Raw genomic sequence first — 18,722 nt, forward strand, 5'->3', positions numbered from 1 at the left:
CCGCGCGAGACGCCCCCATGACCGCGGCCACCGACACGGGCCTTCCCGAACCGCCCTTCCCCGAGCACCGGCGCGCCGACTTCGAGCGCTGGCGCCGGCGCTCGCGGCTGATCCGGATGCTGCGGATCGCGCTGCCGTCGCTCATCGCGCTGATCTTCGCGGGACTGGTCGGCAGCGTCGCCTGGTCCACCTTCAACGCCCAGCCCAAGACCGCCCGCGGCGGCGACGAGCCGATCCGGCTGGTGAACCCGCGCTTCGTCGGCCGCGACGACAAGGGCCGCGCCTTCGTGCTCACCGCCGACAGCGCCATCCGCGACCGCCTCGACTACAGCCGCGTGATCCTGAGGAAGCCCGCCCTGGTGCTCGACGAGAACGGCCCCGAGCAGATGCGCATCAACGGCGCCGAGGGCGTGTTCCACGAGCAGAGCGGCAAGCTCGAGCTCAGCGGCGGGGTGCGGATGGAGGACGCCAAGAACGCCTTCAACACCGCCTCTTCGCTGTTCGACACCAAGACCGGCGAAGTGGTCGGTTCAGGCCCCATTCAGGGCGCCGGGGGCCTTGGAGAAATCCGTGCAGAGTCCTATGGCGTGTACGGCAAAGGCGAGACCATGGTCTTCAAGGGCGGCGTGAAGACGCGCCTGGAGAGCAAGAAGTAAGGGCCATCATGAAGGCGTCCACCTCCGCACTGTTCTTCGGCCTCGGCCTCCTCGCGACGCCGCTGCTGGCCCATGCCCAGGGCCTGGGGCCCGACAGCGAGGGCAAGCCGATCGACATCACGGCCGACGAGCTCGAGGTGCAGAACAAGGCCTGCGTCTCCACCTGGCGCGGCAAGGCCGAGGCGCTGCAGGGCTCGTCGCGGCTGCGCGCCGACATGATCCGCGCCACCATGGCCCCCAAGGGCGGCGGCGGCGCCACCGGCACGGGCGCCTGCGGCGACCTCGTCAAGATCGACGCCGAGGGCAACGTCTACTACGTGACCACCAAGGACCAGCGGGTGCGCGGCGACGCGGGGACCTACGACGCCCAGAACGAGACGGTCACCCTCACCGGCGACGTGGTGGCCGTCCAGGGCCAGAACGTGATGCGCGGCACGCGCATGGTGTTCAACACCAAGACCGGCGAGGGCCGCATGGTCGGCGCAGCCGCCGGCGCGGGCGCCAAGGGCCGGCCGCGCGGCGTCTTCTATCCGTCGAAGAAGCAGGAAACGGCGTCCAAGTGAACGCACCCACGGCGACGACGAAGGGTTCCAAGGCCGCGCCCGGCACGACCACGCGCGGCGGCGCCATCCCGACCGAAGGCCTGGTCGTGGACAACGTCGGCAAGTCGTTCCGCGGACGCTCGGTGGTGAAGGGCGTCAGCCTGCGCCTCGGCCGCGGCGAGGTCGCCGGCCTGCTCGGCCCCAACGGCGCCGGCAAGACCACGACCTTCTACATGATCACCGGCCTGATCCCGGCCGACTACGGCGCCATCTACCTCGACGGCGAGAACATCACCGCGCAACCCATGTACCAGCGCGCCCGGATGGGCGTGGGCTACCTGCCGCAGGAGACCTCGATCTTCCGCGGCATGAGCGTGTGGGAAAACGTCATGGCCGTGGTCGAGCTGCGCCAGCGCGACGCCAGGAAGGCCCGCGAGACGGTGACCGCGCTCCTGAACGAGCTGCGGATCGAGCACCTGCGCAACTCCCCCGCCGTCAGCCTGTCGGGCGGCGAGCGCCGCCGCGTCGAGATCGCCCGCGCGCTGGCGTCGGAGCCGTCGTTCATGCTGCTGGACGAGCCCTTCGCCGGCATCGACCCGCTGGCCATCGCCGACATCCGCGAGGTCATCAGCTACCTCAAGCAGCGCGGCATCGGCATCCTCATCACCGACCACAACGTCCGCGAGACGCTCGACATCATCGACCGCGCCTCGATCATCCACGCCGGCGAGGTGCTGTTCGAAGGCAGCCCCGACGAGATCGTCGACGATCCGGAAGTGCGGCGCGTGTATCTGGGGGATCGGTTCAGCTAAGGCGCTCGGCGCCGCGAACCGACACCGGCCAGGGCTCCTAGCCCATCCAGCGGTAGCCGACGCCGGGTTCGGTGAGGATGAGGGCCGGGGCGGACGGGGCGGGTTCGATCTTCTGGCGGAGCTGGCCCACGAAGACGCGCAGGTACTGGACGTCGTGCTCGTGGGCCGGCCCCCAGACGGCGGTCAGGAGCTGGCGGTGGGTGACGACCTTGCCGGCGCCGCGGACGAGCTGGGCGAGCAGGTCGTACTCGCGGGGCGACAGGCGGACGGCCTCGCCGCCGCGGGTGACCAGGCGCTTCACGAGGTCGATGGTGAGGTCGCCGGCGGTGACGACGGGCTCGGCGCCCTGGTCGCGCAGCCGGTGGCGCAGCGCCACCCGCAGCCGGGCCAGCAGTTCGCCCACGCCGAACGGCTTTTCCACGTAGTCGTCGGCGCCGAGGTCCAGCGCGTCGATCTTCTCGGTCTCCCGATCACGGGCCGACAGGATGACGATCGGGCCTTCGTAGAAGGCGCGGGCCTTGGCGAGCGCGTCCTTGCCGTCGAGGTCGGGGAGGCCGAGGTCGAGCACGACGGCGTCGGGCGCCTTGCGTGCGATCTCGCGCAGGCCCTCGGCGGCGGTGTCGGCGCGCACCGGCTCGTAGCCCGCCGCGTCGAGCGCCGGCCCCAGGAACCGGTGGATCTGGGGCTCGTCGTCGATGACCAGGATGCGGGGACGGTAGTCGGTCACATCAGGCCTATGGGCGTGGCGCGTTCCTTGGGCAAGCTGATCAGTATGCGCGTGCCGCGGCCGTCGTGGATGGGGCTGGCCGCGGCGATGCGGCCGCCCATGGCCTCGACGAACCCCCTGGCGATGGCAAGGCCCAGCCCGGCGCCCTTGCCGCGGTCGGTGGCCTCGTCCATGCGGCGGAACTTCTCGAACACCCGCTCCAGTTCGGGCGTGGGGATGCCGCGGCCCTCGTCCTCGATCGAGATGACGACGTTGTTGCGGTCCTCGTAGGCGGCGACCTCGATGGCGGTCGCGTCGGGGCTGTAGGCGATCGCGTTCTCCAGGATGTTGACCAGCGCCTGCTCCAGCAGCGAGGCGTCGGCCATGACGAGGGTGACCTGGTCGGGGAAGTCCCAGGCGACCCTGCGCGCCTCGAGCCGGCGGCGCACGCGCTCGACCGCGGCGCGCAGGACGTCGCGGACGTCGGTCCACTCGCGGCGGGTGACGAGCGCGCCGCCCTCCAGCCGGGTCATGTCCAGCAGGTCGCCGACGTAGCGGTTGAGCCGCTCGGCCTCTTCGCGGATCGAGAGCAGGAGGTCGTCGCGGACCTTGGCGCTGAGCGACTTGCCGTAGTCGATGAGCGTGGTCGCCGAGCCCAGCACGGCCGAGAGCGGCGTGCGCAGGTCGTGGCTGACGGAGTTGAGCAGCGCCGAGCGCAGGGTGTCCGTGCGCCGCAGCGCCTCCGCGTCGGCGGCGACCGCGGCGAACTCGGCGCGTTCCAGCGCGACGGCGCCCTGGTCCAGCAGGGCGGCGACGAAGCGCTCGCCGTCCTCGGTGGCGACGGCCTGCGGCTCGATGGCGGCGACGCCGGCGCGGGCCTTGACGCCCTGCAGCGGCCGGAAGGTCCAGCCGGCGTTGGGCAGCGTGCCGGTGCCGGCGCCGGCGGCCTCGCCCTTCTCCCAGGCCCACCGGGCGGCGGCCATGTCGCCCGGCGAGAGCGCCTCCAGCGGCGGCGCGGCGGCGGCGAGCGAGAGGTCCTCGCCGGCGGGGGTCAGCACCGCGGCCTTGCAGCCGGTGGCGGCGGCGAGCTGTTCGGCGAGCACGGTGGCGGCGTCCTCGGCCTTGGCGGCGGCGGAGAGGCGGCGCGTGGCCGCCAGCACGGCGGAGACCGCCGAGGCCCGCCGCGCGACCGCCCGCGCCTGGTCGCGCACGCGGCCCGCGAGCCAGCCGGTGGTCATGGCGACGGCGAAGAAGACGCCGAAGGTCAGCACGTCGGCGGGGTGGCCGATGTTCATCGTCAGGCGCGGCTCGAGGAAGAGGAAGTTGTAGGCCGCCGCGGACGCCGCCGCCGCCAGCACCGCGGGCCAGAGGCCGAACGCCAGGCCGGCGACCAGCACGCTCAGCATGAAGACCATCGCGAGGTTGGCGCTCTCGACGTAGCGGTCGATCGGCATGGCGACCAGGCCGGCCAGGCCCACCAGGGCGAGCGCGCCGAGATGCCCGCGCCAGGGCGCGGCCCGCAGCGAGGGCGCGCGGCGCGGCTCCGCGCTCGCCGGCTCGGCCGTCTCGGTGACGACGTGCAGGGCCGCGCCGCTCGACTCGTCCAGCAGGGCCTGGAACAGCGAGCGGCGGAATGGCCGCCGCCGCCGGCCGCTCTTGCCCAGCACGATCTGGGTCAGGTTGTTGCGCCGGGCGAAGTCGACGACGGCGGCCACGAGATCGTCGCCGGTGAGGGTCACGGTCTTGCCGCCGAGCTGTTCGGCGAGCTTCAGCGCCTCGCGCAGCTTCTGGGCGGCGGCGGGCGAGGCCGGCGGCGCGTTCGGCCGCTCGACGTGCGCCACCGTCCACGGCGCGTCCATCATCATGTCGGAGAGCCGGCGGCCGGCGCGGACCAGGGAGGCGGCCATGGCGTCGGGCCCGACCAGGACCAGGATGCGCTCGCCCGCCGCCCACGGCCCCTCGACGCCGGCGCGCTTCATGGCGCCGATGAGCTGGTCGTCCACCGCCTGGGCCGCGCGCCGCAGCGCCAGTTCGCGCAGGGCCGTCAGGTTCTCGACCTTGAAGAAGCGGTCGGCGGCCACCCGCGCGGTCTCGGGGACGTAGACCTTGCCGTCGGCCATCCGCTCGCGCAGTTCGGCCGGGGTGATGTCGATGAGTTCGATCTCGTCGGCGCGGGAGAGGGCGAGGTCGGGCACCGTCTCGCGCTGGCGCACGCCGGTGATCTTCCAGACCACGTCGACCAGGCTCTCGATGTGCTGGACGTTCAGCGTGGTCCAGACGTCGATACCGGCGGCCAGCAGTTCGTCCACGTCCTGCCAGCGCTTGGGATGGCGCGAGCTGGGGGCGTTGGAGTGGGCGTACTCGTCGACCAGCAGCAGGTCGGGGCGCCGCGCCAGCGCGCCGTCGAGATCGAACTCCATCAGGGTCCGGCCGCGGTGCTCGATGGGGGCGCGGGCCATCACCTCCAGGCCACGCAGCAGGGACTGCGTCTCCTTGCGCCCGTGCGTTTCGACCACGCCCACCACGACGTCGGCGCCCTCGGCCTTCCGGCGGCGGGCGGCGCGCAGCATCTCGTAGGTCTTGCCGACCCCCGGCGACATGCCGAGGAACACCTTCAGGCGACCGCGGCCGGGCTGGGCGGTGGCCGCCAGCAGGGCGTCCGGATCGGGCCGCAGCGGCTCCTCGGCGTTCATCGCGGCGGAGGGTGCGCCCGCGGGAAGCGGGCGTCGAGTGCGAGGTTCACGGCCAGCACGTTCACCGCCGGCTGCCCCAGGATGCCGAGCGCGGGCTGGCGGGTGTGGGCGGCGATCACCCGCTGCACCTCGCCCACCGCAACGCCGCGGGCGGCGGCGATGCGCGGGGCCTGGCGGGCGGCGTTGGCGGGCGAGACGTCGGGGTCGAGGCCGGAGCCGGAGGCGGTGACCGCGTCCGCCGGGATCGGCGCCGGGCCGTCGGCCCGCAGCCCGGCGGCGGTCCTGCCGATGCGCGCGGCGAGCGCCGGGTTCAGCGGGCCGAGGTTCGAGCCCGACGAGCCCGAGGCGTCGTAGCCGTCGGCGCCGGCCGCCGAGGGGCGCGGGTGCAGGTAGCGCGCTTCGGCGAACGGCTGGGCGATCAGGCGCGAGCCGATCACCCGGCCGGCGGCGTCGCGCACCAGGCTGCCGCCGGCCTGGTCGGGGAAGGCGAGCTGGGCGACGCCGGTGACCGCCAGCGGGTAGGCGACCCCGAGCAGAAGGGTGAAGAAGACGGTGGCGAACAGGGCCGCGCGGGCTTGGGCGAACATCAGGCCAGTCCCAGGTTGGAGACGATCAGGTCGATCAGCTTGATCCCGGCGAACGGCGCCACGAGGCCGCCCAGCCCGTAGACCAGCAGGTTGCGTTGCAGGAGACGGCCTGCGCCGATCGCGCGATACGTCACGCCCCGCAGCGCCAGCGGGATCAGCGCCACGATGATGAGCGCGTTGAAGATCACCGCCGAGAGGATCGCGCTCTTCGGGCTGGCGAGCCCCATCACGTTCAGCGCGCCGAGCGCCGGCAGCGCGGTCACGAAGATCGCCGGAATGATGGCGAAGTACTTGGCCACGTCGTTGGCGATGGAGAAGGTGGTCAGCGCGCCGCGCGTGATCAGCATCTGTTTCCCGGTCTCGACGATCTCGATGACCTTGGTGGGGTCGCTGTCGAGGTCGACCATGTTGCCGGCCTCGCGGGCCGCCTGGGCGCCGGTCTGCATGGCGACGCCGACGTCGGACTGGGCCAGCGCCGGGGCGTCGTTGGCGCCGTCGCCGCACATGGCCACGAGGCGGCCCCTGGCCTGCTCGGTGCGGATGAGGCGCAGCTTGTCCTCGGGGGTGGCCTCGGCGAGGAAGTCGTCGACGCCGGACTCCGAGGCGATGGCGGCGGCGGTCACCGGATTGTCGCCGGTGATCATGACGGTCCGCAGGCCCATGCGGCGCAGGTCGGCGAACCGCTCCTTCACGCCGGGCTTCACGACGTCCTTCAGGTGGATCGCGCCGACCAGGGCGCCGTTCTCGGCGACGGCCAGGGGCGTGCCGCCCCCCCGCGCGATGCGGTCGACCGCGGCGGTGAACTCCGGCGGCGCCTGGTGGGCTTCGAGGCCGACCGCCTTCAGGACCGCGTCGACCGCGCCCTTGCGCCAGGTCTGGCCGCCGGCGTCGAGGCCCGACTGGCGGGTGGCGGCGCTGAACGGGATGATGGCGGCGTCGGCGGGCCTGTCGATCTCGACGCCCTGGCCGCGGATCAGCTCCAGGATGGAGCGGCCTTCCGGCGTCTCGTCGCCCAGCGAGGCGAGGTAGGCGACGCGGGCGATGGCGTCGGGCCGCACCCCCGGGACGGGGATCAGCTCGGTCGCCATGCGGTTCCCGAACGTGATGGTGCCGGTCTTGTCGAGCAGCAGCGTGTCGCAGTCGCCGGCGGCCTCGACGGCGCGGCCCGACGTGGCGAGCACATTGACCTTCAGCAGCCGGTCCATGCCGGCGATGCCCACCGCCGAGAGCAGGCCGCCGATGGTGGTCGGGATCAGGCAGACGAAGAGCGCGCCCAGCACCAGCGGCGACAGCGTCACGCCCGAATAGGCGCCGAGGCCGAGCAGGGTGACCGCCGCGATCAGGAACACCAGGGTCAGGCCGGCCAGCAGGACCGCCAGCGCGACCTCGTTCGGAGTCCTGCGGCGGTCGGCGCCTTCGACCATGGCGATCATGCGGTCGAGGAAGGTGTTCCCGGCCTCCGACGTGATGCGGATCTTCAGCCAGTCGGAGACGACGGTGGTGCCGCCGGTGACCGCGCTGCGGTCGCCGCCGCTCTCGCGGATCACGGGCGCGGACTCGCCGGTGACGGCGGCCTCGTTGACCGAGGCCACCCCCTCGACGATCTCGCCGTCGGCGGGGATCACGTCGCCGGCCTCGACCAGCACCACCTCGCCGACGCCCAGCTTGTGGGCAGGGGTGGGCACGATCGTGCCGCGGTCGTCGATCAGCAGCTTGGCTTTCGTGGTCACGCGGCTGGCGCGCAGGCTGTCGGCGGCGGCCTTGCCGCGCCCCTCGGCGATGCTCTCGGCGAAATTCGCGAACAGCACGGTCGCCCAGAGCCAGATCGCCATCTGCACGGCGAAGCTCCAGTCGCCGCCGCGACCGATCTCCAGCGCGGCCGAGAGCGTGGCCAGGATGGCCACGATCTCGGTGGCGAAGATCACCGGGTTGCCCATGAGCTTGCGCGGGTCGAGCTTGACGGCGGCGTCGAGGGCGGCGCGGCCCAGCATCGGGGCGGAGAAGCTCGAGACCAGGGCGGAGGCCTTGCGGCGGCGGTCGCCGAGCGGGCGGGGGGTCGGGGTCATGTGCGTGGGGTCCGGAGAGGTCAGCGCGCCGCCGCGACCGCCTGGAGCGCCTGGACGTGCTCGACGATCGGGGCCAGCGCGAGGGCCGGGAAGAACTGCAGGCCGCCCATGATGAGGATCACCCCGATCAGGAGGCCGACGAAGAGCGGGCCGTCGGTGGGAAAGGTCCCGGCGCTGGCCGAGAGCTTCGGCCTGGCCGCCAGCGCGCCGGCGATCGCCAGCACCGGGACCGCGTAGGCGAACCGGCCCAGCAGCATCGCGATGGCGAGCGTCGTGTTCCACCAGGGCGTATTGGCGGTCAGGCCCGCGAAGGCCGAGCCGTTGTTCGCCGCGGCCGACGTGTAGGCGTAGAGGATCTCCGACAGGCCGTGCGGGCCGCCGTTCGCCAGGCCCTTCAGCGCGACCGGCAGCACGGCGGCGGCGGCCGAGAAGCCGAGGATCGCCGCCGGCAGGATCAGCACCGCCAGCATGGCGAACTTGATCTCGCGCGCCTCGACCTTCTTGCCCAGGTACTCGGGCGTGCGGCCGACCATGAGGCCCGCGACGAAGACGGCGATCAGCGCCATGACGACCATGCCGTAGAGGCCGGAGCCCACGCCGCCGGGCGCGATCTCGCCCAACTGCATCAGGAACATCGCCACGCCGCCGCCCAGCGGCATCAGGCTGTCGTGCATGGCGTTGACGCCGCCGTCCGACGCGCCGGTGGTGGCCGCGGCCCAGGCGGCGGTGGAGGGCGCGCCGAAGCGGACCTCCTTGCCTTCCATGTTGACGGACGCATCGACGCCGTGGGCGACGAGGGCGGGGGGCGCCTGCGTCTCGGCGGCGTAGATCGCGCCGGCGCCGGCGGCGACCAGGATCACCATGACGGCGGCGAGCGCCCGGGCTTCCCTGCGGGCCAGCACGACCCGGCCGAAGGCGACGACGCAGGCCAGCGAGAGCGCGTTCATCGAGACGATCTCGATGAGGTTGGTCCAGGCGTTGGGGTTCTCGAACGGGTGCGCCGAGTTGGCGTTGAAGACGCCGCCGCCGTTGGTGCCGAGCTGCTTGATCGCCTCCTGGCTCGCGGTGGGGAAGAGCGCGATGGTCTGCCGGCCGCCCTCGACGGTGGTGGCGCTGACGTTCGCCAGCAGGGTCTGCGGCTCGCCCAGCGCGACGTAGACGACGGCGATCGCCAGCGAGATCGGCAGCAGGACGTAGAGGCTGATCCGGGTCAGATCGACCCAGAAGTTGCCGAGCCCCTCGGCCCGGTCCGCCGCGAAGGCGCGCGCGACGACGGCCGCGAGCGCCATGCCGGCGGCGGCCGACAGGAAGTTGTGCGAGGTCAGCCCGGCCATCTGCGAGAAGGTCGAGACCGTCTGCTCGGGGACGTAGGACTGCCAGTTGGTGTTGGAGACGAAGCTGACGGCGGTGTTGAACGCCAGGTGCGGCGACAGGCCCGCGAACCCCTGCGGGTTCAGCGGCAGGACATCCTGGAACCGCAGGATCAGGTAGAGCGTCACGAAGCCCGCGCCCGAGAACGCCAGGAAGCTCAGGGCGTAGGCCAGCCAGCCCTGGCTCCGGCCGGCGCCGGGCCCGCAGCCGGCGCAGACCAGCCGCTCGACGGGCCGCAGCACCGGATCGAGCCAGGTCGTCCCGCCCTGCCAGACGCGCGCCAGATAGGCGCCCAGCGGGACCGCGAGGGCCACGACGAGCGCGAGAGTGAGGGCGATCTCCGCCCAGCCGGAGGCGTTCATCAGAACTTCTCCGGCTTCACGAGCGCGGCCAGCATGTAGCCGCCGATGACGAGCGCGCCTACGCCCCAGATCAGCATCTCGAGCATCTAGAGCCGCCTCAGCAGCGCGGCGTAGACGCCGGCCAGCGCAAGCGCGCCGAGCCCCAGCGCGAGGAAGACGATATCGAGCATTCGGCCCTCAGGTCCGTGGTGGGAAGCGAGGCCGGGTAGATCGCGCCGAACGCCATCAGGGTGCGAGATGGCCCTGGGGCGGCGGTCATAAGGGCGGCGTAAAGGTCGGCGCCTCGCGTCCGGCGCCGTAGGGGCGCTATGCTGCCGTCCCACGTTCCGCGGAGGATGCGATGCAGTACCGTCAGCTCGGCGCGAGCGATCTCAATGTGTCGGCGATCTCGCTGGGGTCGTGGCTGACCTATGGCGTCGGCGTCGAGGCCGACAGCACCCGGGCCTGCCTGGACCGTGCGTTCGACCTCGGGATCAACTTCATCGACACCGCCAACGTCTACGGCCGCGGCGCCGCCGAGACGGTGCTGGGCGAGATGCTGAAGGACCGGCCGCGCGAGAGCTACATCCTGGCGACCAAGGTGTTCTTCCCGATGAGCGACACCGACCGCGGCCTGTCGCGCGCCCAGATCGAAAAGCAGATCGACGCCTCGCTGACGCGGCTGCGGACCGGGTACGTCGACCTCTACCAGTGCCATCGCTACGACCCGGAGACGCCGCTGGAGGAGACGATGCAGGCGCTGAGCGACGTCGTCCGCTCCGGAAAGGCCCGCTGGATCGGCTTCAGCGAATGGTCGCCGGACCAGATCGAGGCCGCGTTCGCGATCCCCGGCGTCGAGCGGTTCGTCTCCAGCCAGCCGCAGTATTCGCTGCTGCACCGCCGGCCCGAGGCGAAGGTGATCCCGCTCAGCGCGGCCCACGGGGTGTCGCAGATCGTCTGGTCGCCGCTGGCGCAGGGCGTGCTCTCGGGCAAGTACGCGCCGGGCGCCCGGCCGCCGGCCGACTCGCGCGCCGCCAGCGACAGCATGGGGAACATGATGGGCGGCTGGCTGAAGCCCGACGTCCTGGAGGCGGTGCAGAAGCTGAAGCCGCTGGCGGCGGAAGCCGGCTGCACGATGTCGCAGTTCGCGCTGGCCTGGGTCCTGCGCGAGCCCAACGTGGCCTCGGCCATCGTCGGCGCGAGCCGCCCCGGGCAGCTCGACGACAACGCCGCCGCCGCCGACCTCAGGATCGACCCGGCGCTGTTCGCGCAGGCCGAGGCGGTTGTCGCCGGCGTGGAGCGCGGCCCGCGCTAGCCCCATCCGGCAGGCTCAGCGCGCCACCTTCTCCCCGCAAGGGGAGAAGGACGACCCGGGCGGCTGACCTGCGGCTCGATTCCGATTGGTCGCTAGTGGCCGGTGAGGAAGGCGGCGACGGCCTGTTTGTCTTCCGGCGTCAGGCCCTCGGCCATGGGGGTCATCGGGCCGCCGGTCATGGCCGCGACGATCTCGGCCGGGGTCTTCCTGGCCAGGGTGTCGCGTTGCGGGACGCGTTCGTCGCCGGACTCGTGGCACTCCTTGCAGCGCGCCGCGTAGACCTCCTCGCCGCGGGAGACGGGGGCGTCGGCGGCGCCGGTCCCGGGGGCCGCGAGGGCCAGACCCAGCAGGCCCGCGCCGATCCAGGTCGATCTCATACGCATCTTTGCAAACTCCGGCGCACCGCGGCGCCTTCCCGATGGCGGGCTGGCGCGTTAGGTAGCGTGACTACATAACGAGAGGGAAGGAAGCGACCATGCGCGGCGGAGTTTCGGCCATGCTCGGCGCGGCGGCGTTGGCGCTGACGGTCGCGGGCGCTGCGGAGGGCCAGGTGTCGCGCTCGACGCCCGGCCAGCCCGAGGCGCGCACGGCGGTCGAGCTGATGCCGGCGAAGGGCAAGCTGACGGTGACCAGCCCGGCCTTCAAGGACGGCGGCGACATCCCGTTCGCCAACACCCAGTACCGCGGCAATCACTTCCCGGGCCTGAACTGGACGAAGGGGCCGGCGGCGACGAAATCGTACGTCATCGTCATGCAGGACAGCTCCCTTCTCCTGCGCAACGCCCCGATCCTGCACTGGACGATGTTCAACATCCCCGCGACCGTGACCTCGCTGCCCGCCGACATGGCGCCCGATGCGAAACCCGCGGGCTCGGCCTACGGTCCGAACTACATGGGCGCGGCCAGGCCGTACACCGGCCCGCGCACGCCCCCGGGCCCGAAGGACCACTACCACTTCGCGGTGTTCGCGCTGGACACGACCGTGCCGCCCGAAGCCGCCGCGAGCTACGAGGCGCTCGCCGCGGCGATGAAAGACCATATCCTCGCGAGCGGCGAGGTCGTAGGGCTGGGCGAGAAGGACCCGGAAGCGCCGCCACCGGCGCCGCGCCCAGCGGCTCAGTAGCCGCGCCCGACGGCCCCGTAGGAGATTGCCCATGCCCCCGATGCGCCCGGCCCTGATCGCCGCCGCGACCCTCGCCGTCGTCGCCGGCCCGGCCTGCGGCCAGGTCGAGAGCCGCCCGCCGATCACGTCGTACAAGCCCGCCTTCGCCGGCCAGACCCGCGCGCCGGAGCAGAAGCTGGGCGTGGCGTTCGAGGCGTCCGTGGTGACGCCGGGGCTGCAGTATCCCTGGGCGCTGGCCTTCCTGCCCGACGGCCGGATGCTGGTGACCGAGCGGCGCGCGGGCAAGCTGCGCATCGTGGGCAAGGACGGCAAGCTGACCGAGGCCGCGGTCGAGGGTGTGCCGGCGGTGATGTCGGGCGGCCAGGGCGGCCTGCTGGACGTGGCGCTGGACCCGGCCTTCAGGACCAACCGGCTGGTCTATCTGAGCTACGCCGAGCCCAACGCCGACAACACCAACAACACCGCCGTCGCGCGCGGCAGGCTGACGGACGGGCCCACGCCGAAGCTGGAGGGCCTGACGGTGATCTACCGCCAGCGGCCGTCGCTGAACTCGCCGCTGCACTTCGGCTCGCGGCTGGTGTTCGCGCGCGACGGCAAGCTGTTCGTGACGCAGGGCGAACGCTCGATCCTGGCCGGCCAGAAGCAGGCGCAGGACCTCGCGAGCGGCCTGGGCAAGGTGGTGCGGATCAATCCCGACGGCTCGATCCCGAAGGACAACCCCTTCGTCGGCAAGGACGGCGCGCGGCCCGAGATCTGGAGCTACGGCAACCGGAACATCCAGGCCGCGGCCCTGCACCCGCAGACCGGCGAGCTCTGGGAGGTCGAGTTCGGCCCGCAGGGCGGCGACGAGGTCAACGTCATCCGCAAGGGCAGGGACTACGGCTGGCCCACCATCAGCTACGGCGTGAACTACGGCCCGGCGAAGCAGCCGATCACGGGCGGCGAGACGCAACGGCCCGGCATGGAGCAGCCGCTCTATTACTGGGACCCGGTGATCGCGCCCGCGGGGATGATCTTCTACACCGGCAAGCTGTTCCCCAGGTGGCAGGGCAGCATGCTGATCGCCGGCAGGCAGCCGCAGGGCCTGTCCGGCGGCTTCGTCACCCGCCTGACCTGGAAGGGCGAGAAGGTGGTCGGCGAGGAGCGGATCGACGTGCCCGGCGGCCCCTACAACTGGCGCGACATCCGCCAGGGCCCGGACGGCGCGGTCTACCTCCTGAAGGACGGCCCGGCCGGCGCCATCGTCAGGCTGACGCCGAAGGGCTAGGCCCGTTCAAGAATGCAGTTGCGAATTAGTCGCAACAACGTACCGTGGCGCTCATGGCTGCGGACGCGACCCCCTATCGCCTGTTCGATCTGACGCTGGTGCGGCGCGAGGCGCTGAGCCCCTGCCTCACGCGCTTCAGCTTCACCGGGCCCGACATGGCGCGGATGACCACCCTCGCGCCGGACCAGAGGATCAAGGTGTTCTTCCCCGATGCGCAGGGCCGCCCGGCCGCCGTCCCGGCCCGCCCCGACTGGTATGCGTGGTGGAAGGCGCAACCCGAGGCCGATCGCGCGCCGATGCGCACCTACACCATCCGCGCGCTGCGCCCCGACGCCGCCGAGGTGGACATCGACTTCGTGCTGCACGGCGAGACGGGGCCGGCGTCGCGCTGGGCGATGCGGGCGCAGCCGGGCTACGCCCTGCAGATCACGGCACCGGACCGCGCCTTCACAGGCCAGGGCGGCGGCTACGAATGGAAGCCGCCGCGCGACGTGCGCGACGTCCTGCTGATCGCCGACGAGACGGCCCTGCCGGCGCTGGCGGGCATCCTCGAGGAACTGGCGGCGTGGCCGGCGCCACCCACCGTCCAGGCGTTCATCGAGACTCCGGAGGCCGACGATCGCGTGCCGCTGCCGGCGTGGTCGCGCCTCAGCGTGAACTGGCTGCACCGCAAGGGCTGGGAGGATGCCGAGCCGCCGATGGTCGCCGCCGCGCGCCGCGCGCGCCTGCCGCAGCCTAACGCGGTGGGCCAGACCCTGCCCGACGTCGACGTGGACGCCGAGATCCTGTGGGACCGCGCCGAGGCGCACCGGCACGGATTCTACGCCTGGGTGGCCGGCGAGGCGGGCTCGGTGCTGGCCATCCGCCAGCACCTGGTGAAGGAGCGCGGCCTCGACCGCAGAGCGCTCAACCTGATGGGTTATTGGCGCCGGGGCCGGATACTGGACTGACCTTCGCAGCCCTGGCCAGCGCCAGCAGGATGACCGCGGCGGCGAGGCCGGCGGGGGCGATGGCGAGGAAGACCTGGCCGGGGGTCGCGCCGGCGTTGCGCAGCTCGCCGGCGATCAGCGGGCCGAAGATCGAGCCCAGACGGCCCACGCCGACGGCGCAGCCGGCTCCGGCGGCGCGCAGGTGGGCCGGATAGAGCGCCGGCGCGACGGCGTAGAGCGAGAACTGCGCGCCCATGACGAGGAAGCCGGCCGCAGCGCTCAGCGCGAAGATGGCCATCGGCGTGTCGGCGTCGGCCAGGGCGGCCATGGCGGTCGCCAGTCCCACATAGGCGAGCGCGAGCGGCCAGCGCCAGCCGAAGCGGTCGGTGACCGCGCCCATCAGCAGGCTGCCCACGACGCCGGCGATGTTGAAGGCCATGGCCGCGGCGAAGCCCTCGGACGGCGGATGGCCCTTGTCGACGACCAGGGTCGGGAGCCAGTTCAGCGCCAGGTACAGCACCACCAGCGTCAGCATGAAGGCCGCCCAGACCAGCACGGTCGCCGCGGCGCGGCCCTCGCCGAACAGCGCGCGGGTGAGGCTCCTGTCGGCCGTCGCGTCGGGCTCGGGCCGGGTCTCGGGCAGGAGGAAGACCAGCAGCGGGACCAGCGCCAGGGGCGCCACGCCGCCGGCCAGGAAGATGGCGCGCCACTCGAGTTCGGGCCCGGAGAGACGCGCGATGAGGGCCGCGGTGGCCCCGCCCACGGGCATGCCGCAGAACATGGCCGCGACGGTGGCGGCGCGACGCTCGGGCCGGCTGATCTCGACGGCGACGGCGATCAGGTTGGGCATGGCGCCGCCGAAGCCGAGGCCGGTGGCGAAGCGGGCCAGGAGCAGCGTCTCGTAGGAATGGCTCCAGGCGGTGGCGAGCGAGAAGAGGCCGAAGGCGGCGACCGAGCCGATCAGGACCGGCTTGCGCCCGGTGCGGTCGGCGAGCCAGCCGCCGGCGAGGGCTCCGACCACGAGCCCGATCATGGCGGCGCTGCCCGCCCAGCCCATCTGCGCGGGGTTCAGGCCGAGTTCGGGGACCATCGTCGGCGCGGCCACGCCGAACGCCTGGATGTCGTAGCCCTCGACCGCGGCGATCAGGAAACAGACGAGGACCACGAGCCCCGCGCCCCTGCGCGCGGCGGCGCCTGCAGCGGCCGTCATGCGAATTCTCCCCGACTCGTCGAGCGCAACATGCGTCAGCTTCCGCGCCTTCGCCACACCCTCGCCGGAAACCCGGCACAGCCTCGCGTGTTTAGGGACCCGGCGTGTCGCCGACGAATGGGACGCTTCAAGGAGAGACGCATATGCGCAACCGACTGATCGCCGCGGCCGTGTTCGGCGTGGCCAGCCTTTCGCTGGTGGCGGTTCCCGCGCCGGCCGAGGCCGCCAAGCGGGTCCTGGTCTGCAAGAACATCAAGAAGAAGGCCAACAACGGCACCGTCATCGGCGCGGTCGCCGGCGGGGTGCTGGGCAACCAGATCGCGGGCCACGGCTCGCGCACCGAAGGCACCCTGATCGGCGCCGGCGTCGGCGCGGTGGCCGGCCACCAGATCGCCAAGTCCAACGCCAAGAAGAAGCGCTGCCACTACGAGTACCGGTGAACGCGTTCCGCTCCCGGCGCGGCGCGCGCGGTTCGGGACTCTACGGGGCGCGGCTCTAGATGAGTTCCGGGTCCGGTCCGACGTAGCGCGCGCGGGGGCGGATCAGGCGGTCCTGCTGGCCCTGCTCGATGGCGTGGGCGATCCAGCCGGCGCAGCGGGCGACGGAGAACAGGGCGAAGGGCGCGTCCTCGGGCAGCCTCAGCGCCTCGCAGGCGGCCATCAGCGCGAAGTCGACGTTGGGCGGGTGGCCCGTGATGGCCGCGACCATGGCCTCCAGCCGCGCCAGTTCCTGCGGCGGCGTGAAGCGCTCCAGCAGCGCCGCCGCCCGCGGATCGCCGTCCGGGTAGAGGTTGTGGCCGAAGCCCGGAAGCGCCCGGTCGTCGGTCAGGCGGGCCTGGATCGCCTCACGCGGCCCCAGTTCGACCGCCTCGGCGGCAAAGCGGCGGACGGCGGCGGTGGCGCCGCCGTGGCGCGGCCCGGAGAGTGTCGCGAGCCCCGCCAGCGCCGCAGCCGCCAGGGACGCGCCCGTCGAAGCTGCCACCCGCGCCGCGAACGCCGAGGCGTTCAGCTCGTGGTCGGCCACCAGCACGAGCATGCGGCGGATCAGGTCCGCGCCCGGTCCGCCCGGGCCCTGCCCCCAGGCCAGCGCCAGCCGGTTGTGGATCGGCCCGCTGCCGACGTCGGCGGTCACCGCGTCGGTCAGCACGTCCAGCAGGGTCGCGGCCTCGACCGCCAGCGCCAGCGGCGCGCGGCCCCGGGCGGGCGGATCGGCGGCGGCGCGGGTCGCGAGCGCCAGGTAGGCGCGGGCGCGCATGTCGGCGGCCTGCGGCGGTTTCGGCCGGTCGGTGCGCTTGAGCGCCGCGCCGTGGCCGCCGCGCAGGAGGCGCGCGACCGCCTCCAGCGTCTCGGTCCCGGCGAGACGGATGGCGTCGCGGCCACGGTAGTAGAGCCGGCCGCCCTGCACGGTGGTGATCTCGGACGAGAGCACCGGCTCGCCCCAGTTGATGGCGCCCGCGGCCACCTCGGAGATCTTGCGGCTGCGCGACTTGCGCTCGGCGAGCGCGGCGATGTCGGCGGCGCGATAGAGGCTGCGGCGCGGGTCGCCCGGATCGGGGCGCACGCTGACCCGGCCGCGGCTCACGTAGGCGTACAGCGTCTGCGGACGCACCCCCAGGCGGTCGCGGGCTTCCTCGGCGGCGATCCAGTCGGTCTGCGGCATCTCGCCCGGGGGTTTCATATTGATCATATTGATCAAGATTGACGACGACATGTTGCCGGCGAATTTGTCTCCACACAAGAGAGACGGAGACCCTTCCATGACCCACCTGACCGACGGCTCCGACGGCCTCGAGACCGTCATCGCCGCGCGCACCGTGCTGAGCGAGGTGGACGGCGCGGCCGGCCGCCTCATCATCCGCGGCCACTCGCTGGACGAGCTTGCCGGGCGCACCGCCTTCGAGGGGGTCGTGGGCCTGCTGTTCGACGGCTTCTACGACGACCTGCCGGGCGACGTCCGCGCCGCCCTGGGCCAGGCGCGCGCCGAGGTGTTCGCCGAGGTGGCGGCGCTCGACACGGGCCTGCTGGACCGCACGCCCGTCGAGGCCATGCGGGCCCTGACCGCGCGCCTGGCCGACGGCGACGATGCCGAGACGGCGTTCCGGCTGCTGGCCGCGCCGGCGGTGTTCGCCGCGGCGGTGGTCCGCGCCCAGGCGGGCGAGGCCCCGGTGGCGCCCGACCCGGCGCTGCGCCACGCCGCCGATGTCCTGCGGATGCTGCGCGGCCAGCCGGCGAGCGACGCCGAGGCCGACGCGCTCGACACCTACCTCGTGACGGTGAGCGACCACGGCCTGAACGCCTCGACCTTCGCGGCGCGGGTCGTGGCCTCGACGCGGGCCGGCCTGGGCTCGGCGGTGCTGGCCGGGATCAGCGCGCTGAAGGGTCCGCTGCACGGCGGCGCGCCGGGGCCGATCATCGATATGCTGGACGAGATCGGCGAGCCCGCGAACGCACGGGCCTGGATTGAGGCGGCGCTCGGCCGCGGCGACCGGCTGATGGGTTTCGGCCACCGCGTCTACAAGGTGCGCGACCCGCGGGCCGACGCGCTGAAGCAGGCGGTGCGCTGGCTGGACGCGCGGCAGGGCCGGCTGGAGTTCGCCGAGGCGGTCGAGGCGGCGGTCCTGGACATCCTGCGCGAGCACAAGCCGAACCGGCCGCTGCAGACCAACGTCGAGTTCTACACCGCGCTGCTGCTTGAGGCGCTGGCCTTCCCGCCCAGCGCCTTCACCTGCGTCTTCGCCATGGGCCGCGTCGCCGGCTGGCTCGCGCACGCGCGCGAGCAGTTGCTCGGCGGCCGCCTGATCCGCCCGGCGTCGCTCTACATCGGACCGATGCCCAGGAAGGCCGCCTAGCGCCGGGCCGGGTCCCGGCGAGGCGTCAGAACTTCAGCGCGCGCGCTTCCTTCACGTGCGGCAGGGCCTGGATCTTGGCCAGCAGCGCGGGCGTCGGCTCCTGGTCGACGCCCACCAGCGCGATGGCGTCGTCGCCCGCGTCGATGCGGCCCAGGTTGAAGGTGGCGATGTTGACGCCCGCTTCGCCCAGCAGACCGCCCAGCGCGCCGATGAAGCCCGGCTTGTCCAGGTTGTTCACGTAGAGCATCCGCGGCGC

Annotated in this window: 19 protein-coding genes; 9 read left to right on the plus strand and 10 right to left on the minus strand. The window is 72.9% G+C overall.

All coding sequences use genetic code 11. The annotated features are described in order from the left end of the window. Positions 1 to 17: 17 nt before the first annotated feature. The 3 genes from lptC to lptB all read left to right on the plus strand — a co-directional run bounded on the left by lptC (position 18) and on the right by lptB (position 2,010). Positions 18 to 656: an LPS export ABC transporter periplasmic protein LptC gene (gene lptC / locus JNL41_RS07145; RefSeq protein ID WP_293473587.1), complete on the plus strand. Its 639-nt coding sequence runs from the start codon at positions 18 to 20 to the stop codon at positions 654 to 656. 8 nt (positions 657 to 664) lie between these two features. Beyond that, positions 665 to 1,219: an LptA/OstA family protein gene (locus tag JNL41_RS07150; protein ID WP_293473588.1), complete on the plus strand. Its 555-nt coding sequence runs from the start codon at positions 665 to 667 to the stop codon at positions 1,217 to 1,219. Positions 1,220 to 1,284: 65 nt separating this feature from the next. After that, positions 1,285 to 2,010, plus strand: a complete 726-nt coding sequence (gene lptB / locus JNL41_RS07155; RefSeq protein ID WP_293473603.1) for an LPS export ABC transporter ATP-binding protein — start codon at positions 1,285 to 1,287, stop codon at positions 2,008 to 2,010. 37 nt (positions 2,011 to 2,047) lie between these two features. Here the strand turns inward: lptB and JNL41_RS07160 are convergent, their stop codons facing one another. From JNL41_RS07160 to JNL41_RS22540, 6 genes are all read right to left on the minus strand, one after another. After that, positions 2,048 to 2,737: a response regulator gene (locus JNL41_RS07160; RefSeq protein ID WP_293473589.1), complete on the minus strand. Its 690-nt coding sequence runs from the start codon at positions 2,735 to 2,737 to the stop codon at positions 2,048 to 2,050. Then, positions 2,734 to 5,409 (minus strand): sensor histidine kinase KdpD, encoded by a 2,676-nt coding sequence (locus JNL41_RS07165; protein ID WP_293473590.1) that lies wholly within the window; start codon positions 5,407 to 5,409, stop codon positions 2,734 to 2,736. Before JNL41_RS07165 ends, JNL41_RS07160 begins: the two co-directional genes overlap by 4 nt. Beyond that, positions 5,406 to 5,996, minus strand: coding sequence for a potassium-transporting ATPase subunit KdpC (gene kdpC, locus JNL41_RS07170; RefSeq protein WP_293473591.1), 591 nt, complete (start codon positions 5,994 to 5,996; stop codon positions 5,406 to 5,408). Before kdpC ends, JNL41_RS07165 begins: the two co-directional genes overlap by 4 nt. Next, positions 5,996 to 7,987 (minus strand): potassium-transporting ATPase subunit KdpB, encoded by a 1,992-nt coding sequence (gene kdpB / locus JNL41_RS07175; protein WP_293473604.1) that lies wholly within the window; start codon positions 7,985 to 7,987, stop codon positions 5,996 to 5,998. Before kdpB ends, kdpC begins: the two co-directional genes overlap by 1 nt. 95 nt (positions 7,988 to 8,082) lie before the next feature. Continuing rightward, entirely contained in the window at positions 8,083 to 9,795 is a 1,713-nt protein-coding gene (gene kdpA, locus JNL41_RS07180; RefSeq protein WP_293473592.1) for a potassium-transporting ATPase subunit KdpA, read from the minus strand. Then, positions 9,795 to 9,881: a potassium-transporting ATPase subunit F gene (locus tag JNL41_RS22540; RefSeq protein WP_365697956.1), complete on the minus strand. Its 87-nt coding sequence runs from the start codon at positions 9,879 to 9,881 to the stop codon at positions 9,795 to 9,797. Before JNL41_RS22540 ends, kdpA begins: the two co-directional genes overlap by 1 nt. Before the next feature lie 254 nt (positions 9,882 to 10,135). Here JNL41_RS22540 and JNL41_RS07185 point away from each other — a divergent pair, with 254 nt between their 5' ends. After that, entirely contained in the window at positions 10,136 to 11,089 is a 954-nt protein-coding gene (locus JNL41_RS07185; protein WP_293473593.1) for an aldo/keto reductase family protein, read from the plus strand. A gap of 92 nt (positions 11,090 to 11,181) precedes the next feature. Here the strand turns inward: JNL41_RS07185 and JNL41_RS07190 are convergent, their stop codons facing one another. Next, on the minus strand, positions 11,182 to 11,472 hold the full coding sequence (locus JNL41_RS07190) for a cytochrome c (RefSeq protein ID WP_293473594.1): 291 nt from the start codon (positions 11,470 to 11,472) through the stop codon (positions 11,182 to 11,184). A gap of 92 nt (positions 11,473 to 11,564) precedes the next feature. Here JNL41_RS07190 and JNL41_RS07195 point away from each other — a divergent pair, with 92 nt between their 5' ends. From JNL41_RS07195 to JNL41_RS07205, 3 genes are read left to right on the plus strand one after another with little or no spacing between them, the layout of a single operon-like run. Beyond that, positions 11,565 to 12,212 carry a YbhB/YbcL family Raf kinase inhibitor-like protein gene (locus JNL41_RS07195; protein WP_293473595.1) on the plus strand — a complete coding sequence of 216 codons (648 nt, stop codon included), beginning with the start codon at positions 11,565 to 11,567 and terminating at the stop codon, positions 12,210 to 12,212. A 31-nt stretch (positions 12,213 to 12,243) separates the two neighbouring features. Beyond that, a complete protein-coding gene (locus tag JNL41_RS07200; protein ID WP_365697951.1) occupies positions 12,244 to 13,479 on the plus strand; it encodes a PQQ-dependent sugar dehydrogenase in 1,236 nt (411 codons plus the stop codon). A 53-nt stretch (positions 13,480 to 13,532) separates the two neighbouring features. Next, on the plus strand, positions 13,533 to 14,429 hold the full coding sequence (locus tag JNL41_RS07205; RefSeq protein ID WP_293473596.1) for a siderophore-interacting protein: 897 nt from the start codon (positions 13,533 to 13,535) through the stop codon (positions 14,427 to 14,429). Here JNL41_RS07205 and mhpT read toward each other — a convergent pair. After that, the gene (mhpT, locus tag JNL41_RS07210; protein ID WP_293473597.1) at positions 14,386 to 15,618 is read right to left on the minus strand and encodes a 3-(3-hydroxy-phenyl)propionate transporter MhpT; all 1,233 of its coding nucleotides are present in this window, start codon (positions 15,616 to 15,618) and stop codon (positions 14,386 to 14,388) included. The genes JNL41_RS07205 and mhpT overlap by 44 nt on opposite strands. 143 nt (positions 15,619 to 15,761) lie before the next feature. Here mhpT and JNL41_RS07215 point away from each other — a divergent pair, with 143 nt between their 5' ends. Next, the gene (locus JNL41_RS07215) at positions 15,762 to 16,058 is read left to right on the plus strand and encodes a glycine zipper 2TM domain-containing protein (RefSeq protein WP_293473598.1); all 297 of its coding nucleotides are present in this window, start codon (positions 15,762 to 15,764) and stop codon (positions 16,056 to 16,058) included. A gap of 55 nt (positions 16,059 to 16,113) precedes the next feature. On the opposite strand, the gene JNL41_RS07220 is transcribed toward JNL41_RS07215, so the two are convergent. Further along, positions 16,114 to 17,295 carry a citrate synthase gene (locus JNL41_RS07220; RefSeq protein WP_293473599.1) on the minus strand — a complete coding sequence of 394 codons (1,182 nt, stop codon included), beginning with the start codon at positions 17,293 to 17,295 and terminating at the stop codon, positions 16,114 to 16,116. Positions 17,296 to 17,374: 79 nt separating this feature from the next. On the opposite strand from JNL41_RS07220, the gene JNL41_RS07225 reads away from it, so the two are divergent. Beyond that, on the plus strand, positions 17,375 to 18,466 hold the full coding sequence (locus tag JNL41_RS07225) for a citrate synthase/methylcitrate synthase (RefSeq protein ID WP_293473600.1): 1,092 nt from the start codon (positions 17,375 to 17,377) through the stop codon (positions 18,464 to 18,466). A 25-nt stretch (positions 18,467 to 18,491) separates the two neighbouring features. Here the strand turns inward: JNL41_RS07225 and JNL41_RS07230 are convergent. After that, on the minus strand, positions 18,492 to 18,722 hold a 231-nt coding region (locus tag JNL41_RS07230; protein WP_293473601.1), incomplete at its 5' end, for an ACT domain-containing protein.

This window comes from Phenylobacterium sp., assembly GCF_016793285.1.
Classification (GTDB): domain Bacteria; phylum Pseudomonadota; class Alphaproteobacteria; order Caulobacterales; family Caulobacteraceae; genus Phenylobacterium.

Bases quoted from the DNA above. Each gene is read 5' to 3' on its own strand.
- kdpB (WP_293473604.1), bottom strand. From the start codon at position 7,987: ATGCTGGGCCGCGCCGCCCTCGACGCCGCCGTCAAGCTCGACCCGCGC.
- JNL41_RS07185 (WP_293473593.1), top strand. From the start codon at position 10,136: ATGCAGTACCGTCAGCTCGGCGCGAGCGATCTCAATGTGTCGGCGATC.
- JNL41_RS07190 (WP_293473594.1), bottom strand. From the start codon at position 11,472: ATGCGTATGAGATCGACCTGGATCGGCGCGGGCCTGCTGGGTCTGGCC.
- JNL41_RS22540 (WP_365697956.1), bottom strand. From the start codon at position 9,881: ATGCTCGAGATGCTGATCTGGGGCGTAGGCGCGCTCGTCATCGGCGGC.
- JNL41_RS07195 (WP_293473595.1), top strand. From the start codon at position 11,565: ATGCGCGGCGGAGTTTCGGCCATGCTCGGCGCGGCGGCGTTGGCGCTG.
- JNL41_RS07200 (WP_365697951.1), top strand. From the start codon at position 12,244: ATGCCCCCGATGCGCCCGGCCCTGATCGCCGCCGCGACCCTCGCCGTC.
- JNL41_RS07205 (WP_293473596.1), top strand. From the start codon at position 13,533: ATGGCTGCGGACGCGACCCCCTATCGCCTGTTCGATCTGACGCTGGTG.
- kdpA (WP_293473592.1), bottom strand. From the start codon at position 9,795: ATGAACGCCTCCGGCTGGGCGGAGATCGCCCTCACTCTCGCGCTCGTC.
- JNL41_RS07215 (WP_293473598.1), top strand. From the start codon at position 15,762: ATGCGCAACCGACTGATCGCCGCGGCCGTGTTCGGCGTGGCCAGCCTT.
- JNL41_RS07225 (WP_293473600.1), top strand. From the start codon at position 17,375: ATGACCCACCTGACCGACGGCTCCGACGGCCTCGAGACCGTCATCGCC.
- kdpC (WP_293473591.1), bottom strand. From the start codon at position 5,996: ATGTTCGCCCAAGCCCGCGCGGCCCTGTTCGCCACCGTCTTCTTCACC.
- JNL41_RS07165 (WP_293473590.1), bottom strand. From the start codon at position 5,409: ATGAACGCCGAGGAGCCGCTGCGGCCCGATCCGGACGCCCTGCTGGCG.
- mhpT (WP_293473597.1), bottom strand. From the start codon at position 15,618: ATGACGGCCGCTGCAGGCGCCGCCGCGCGCAGGGGCGCGGGGCTCGTG.
- JNL41_RS07220 (WP_293473599.1), bottom strand. From the start codon at position 17,295: ATGAAACCCCCGGGCGAGATGCCGCAGACCGACTGGATCGCCGCCGAG.
- JNL41_RS07150 (WP_293473588.1), top strand. From the start codon at position 665: ATGAAGGCGTCCACCTCCGCACTGTTCTTCGGCCTCGGCCTCCTCGCG.
- lptC (WP_293473587.1), top strand. From the start codon at position 18: ATGACCGCGGCCACCGACACGGGCCTTCCCGAACCGCCCTTCCCCGAG.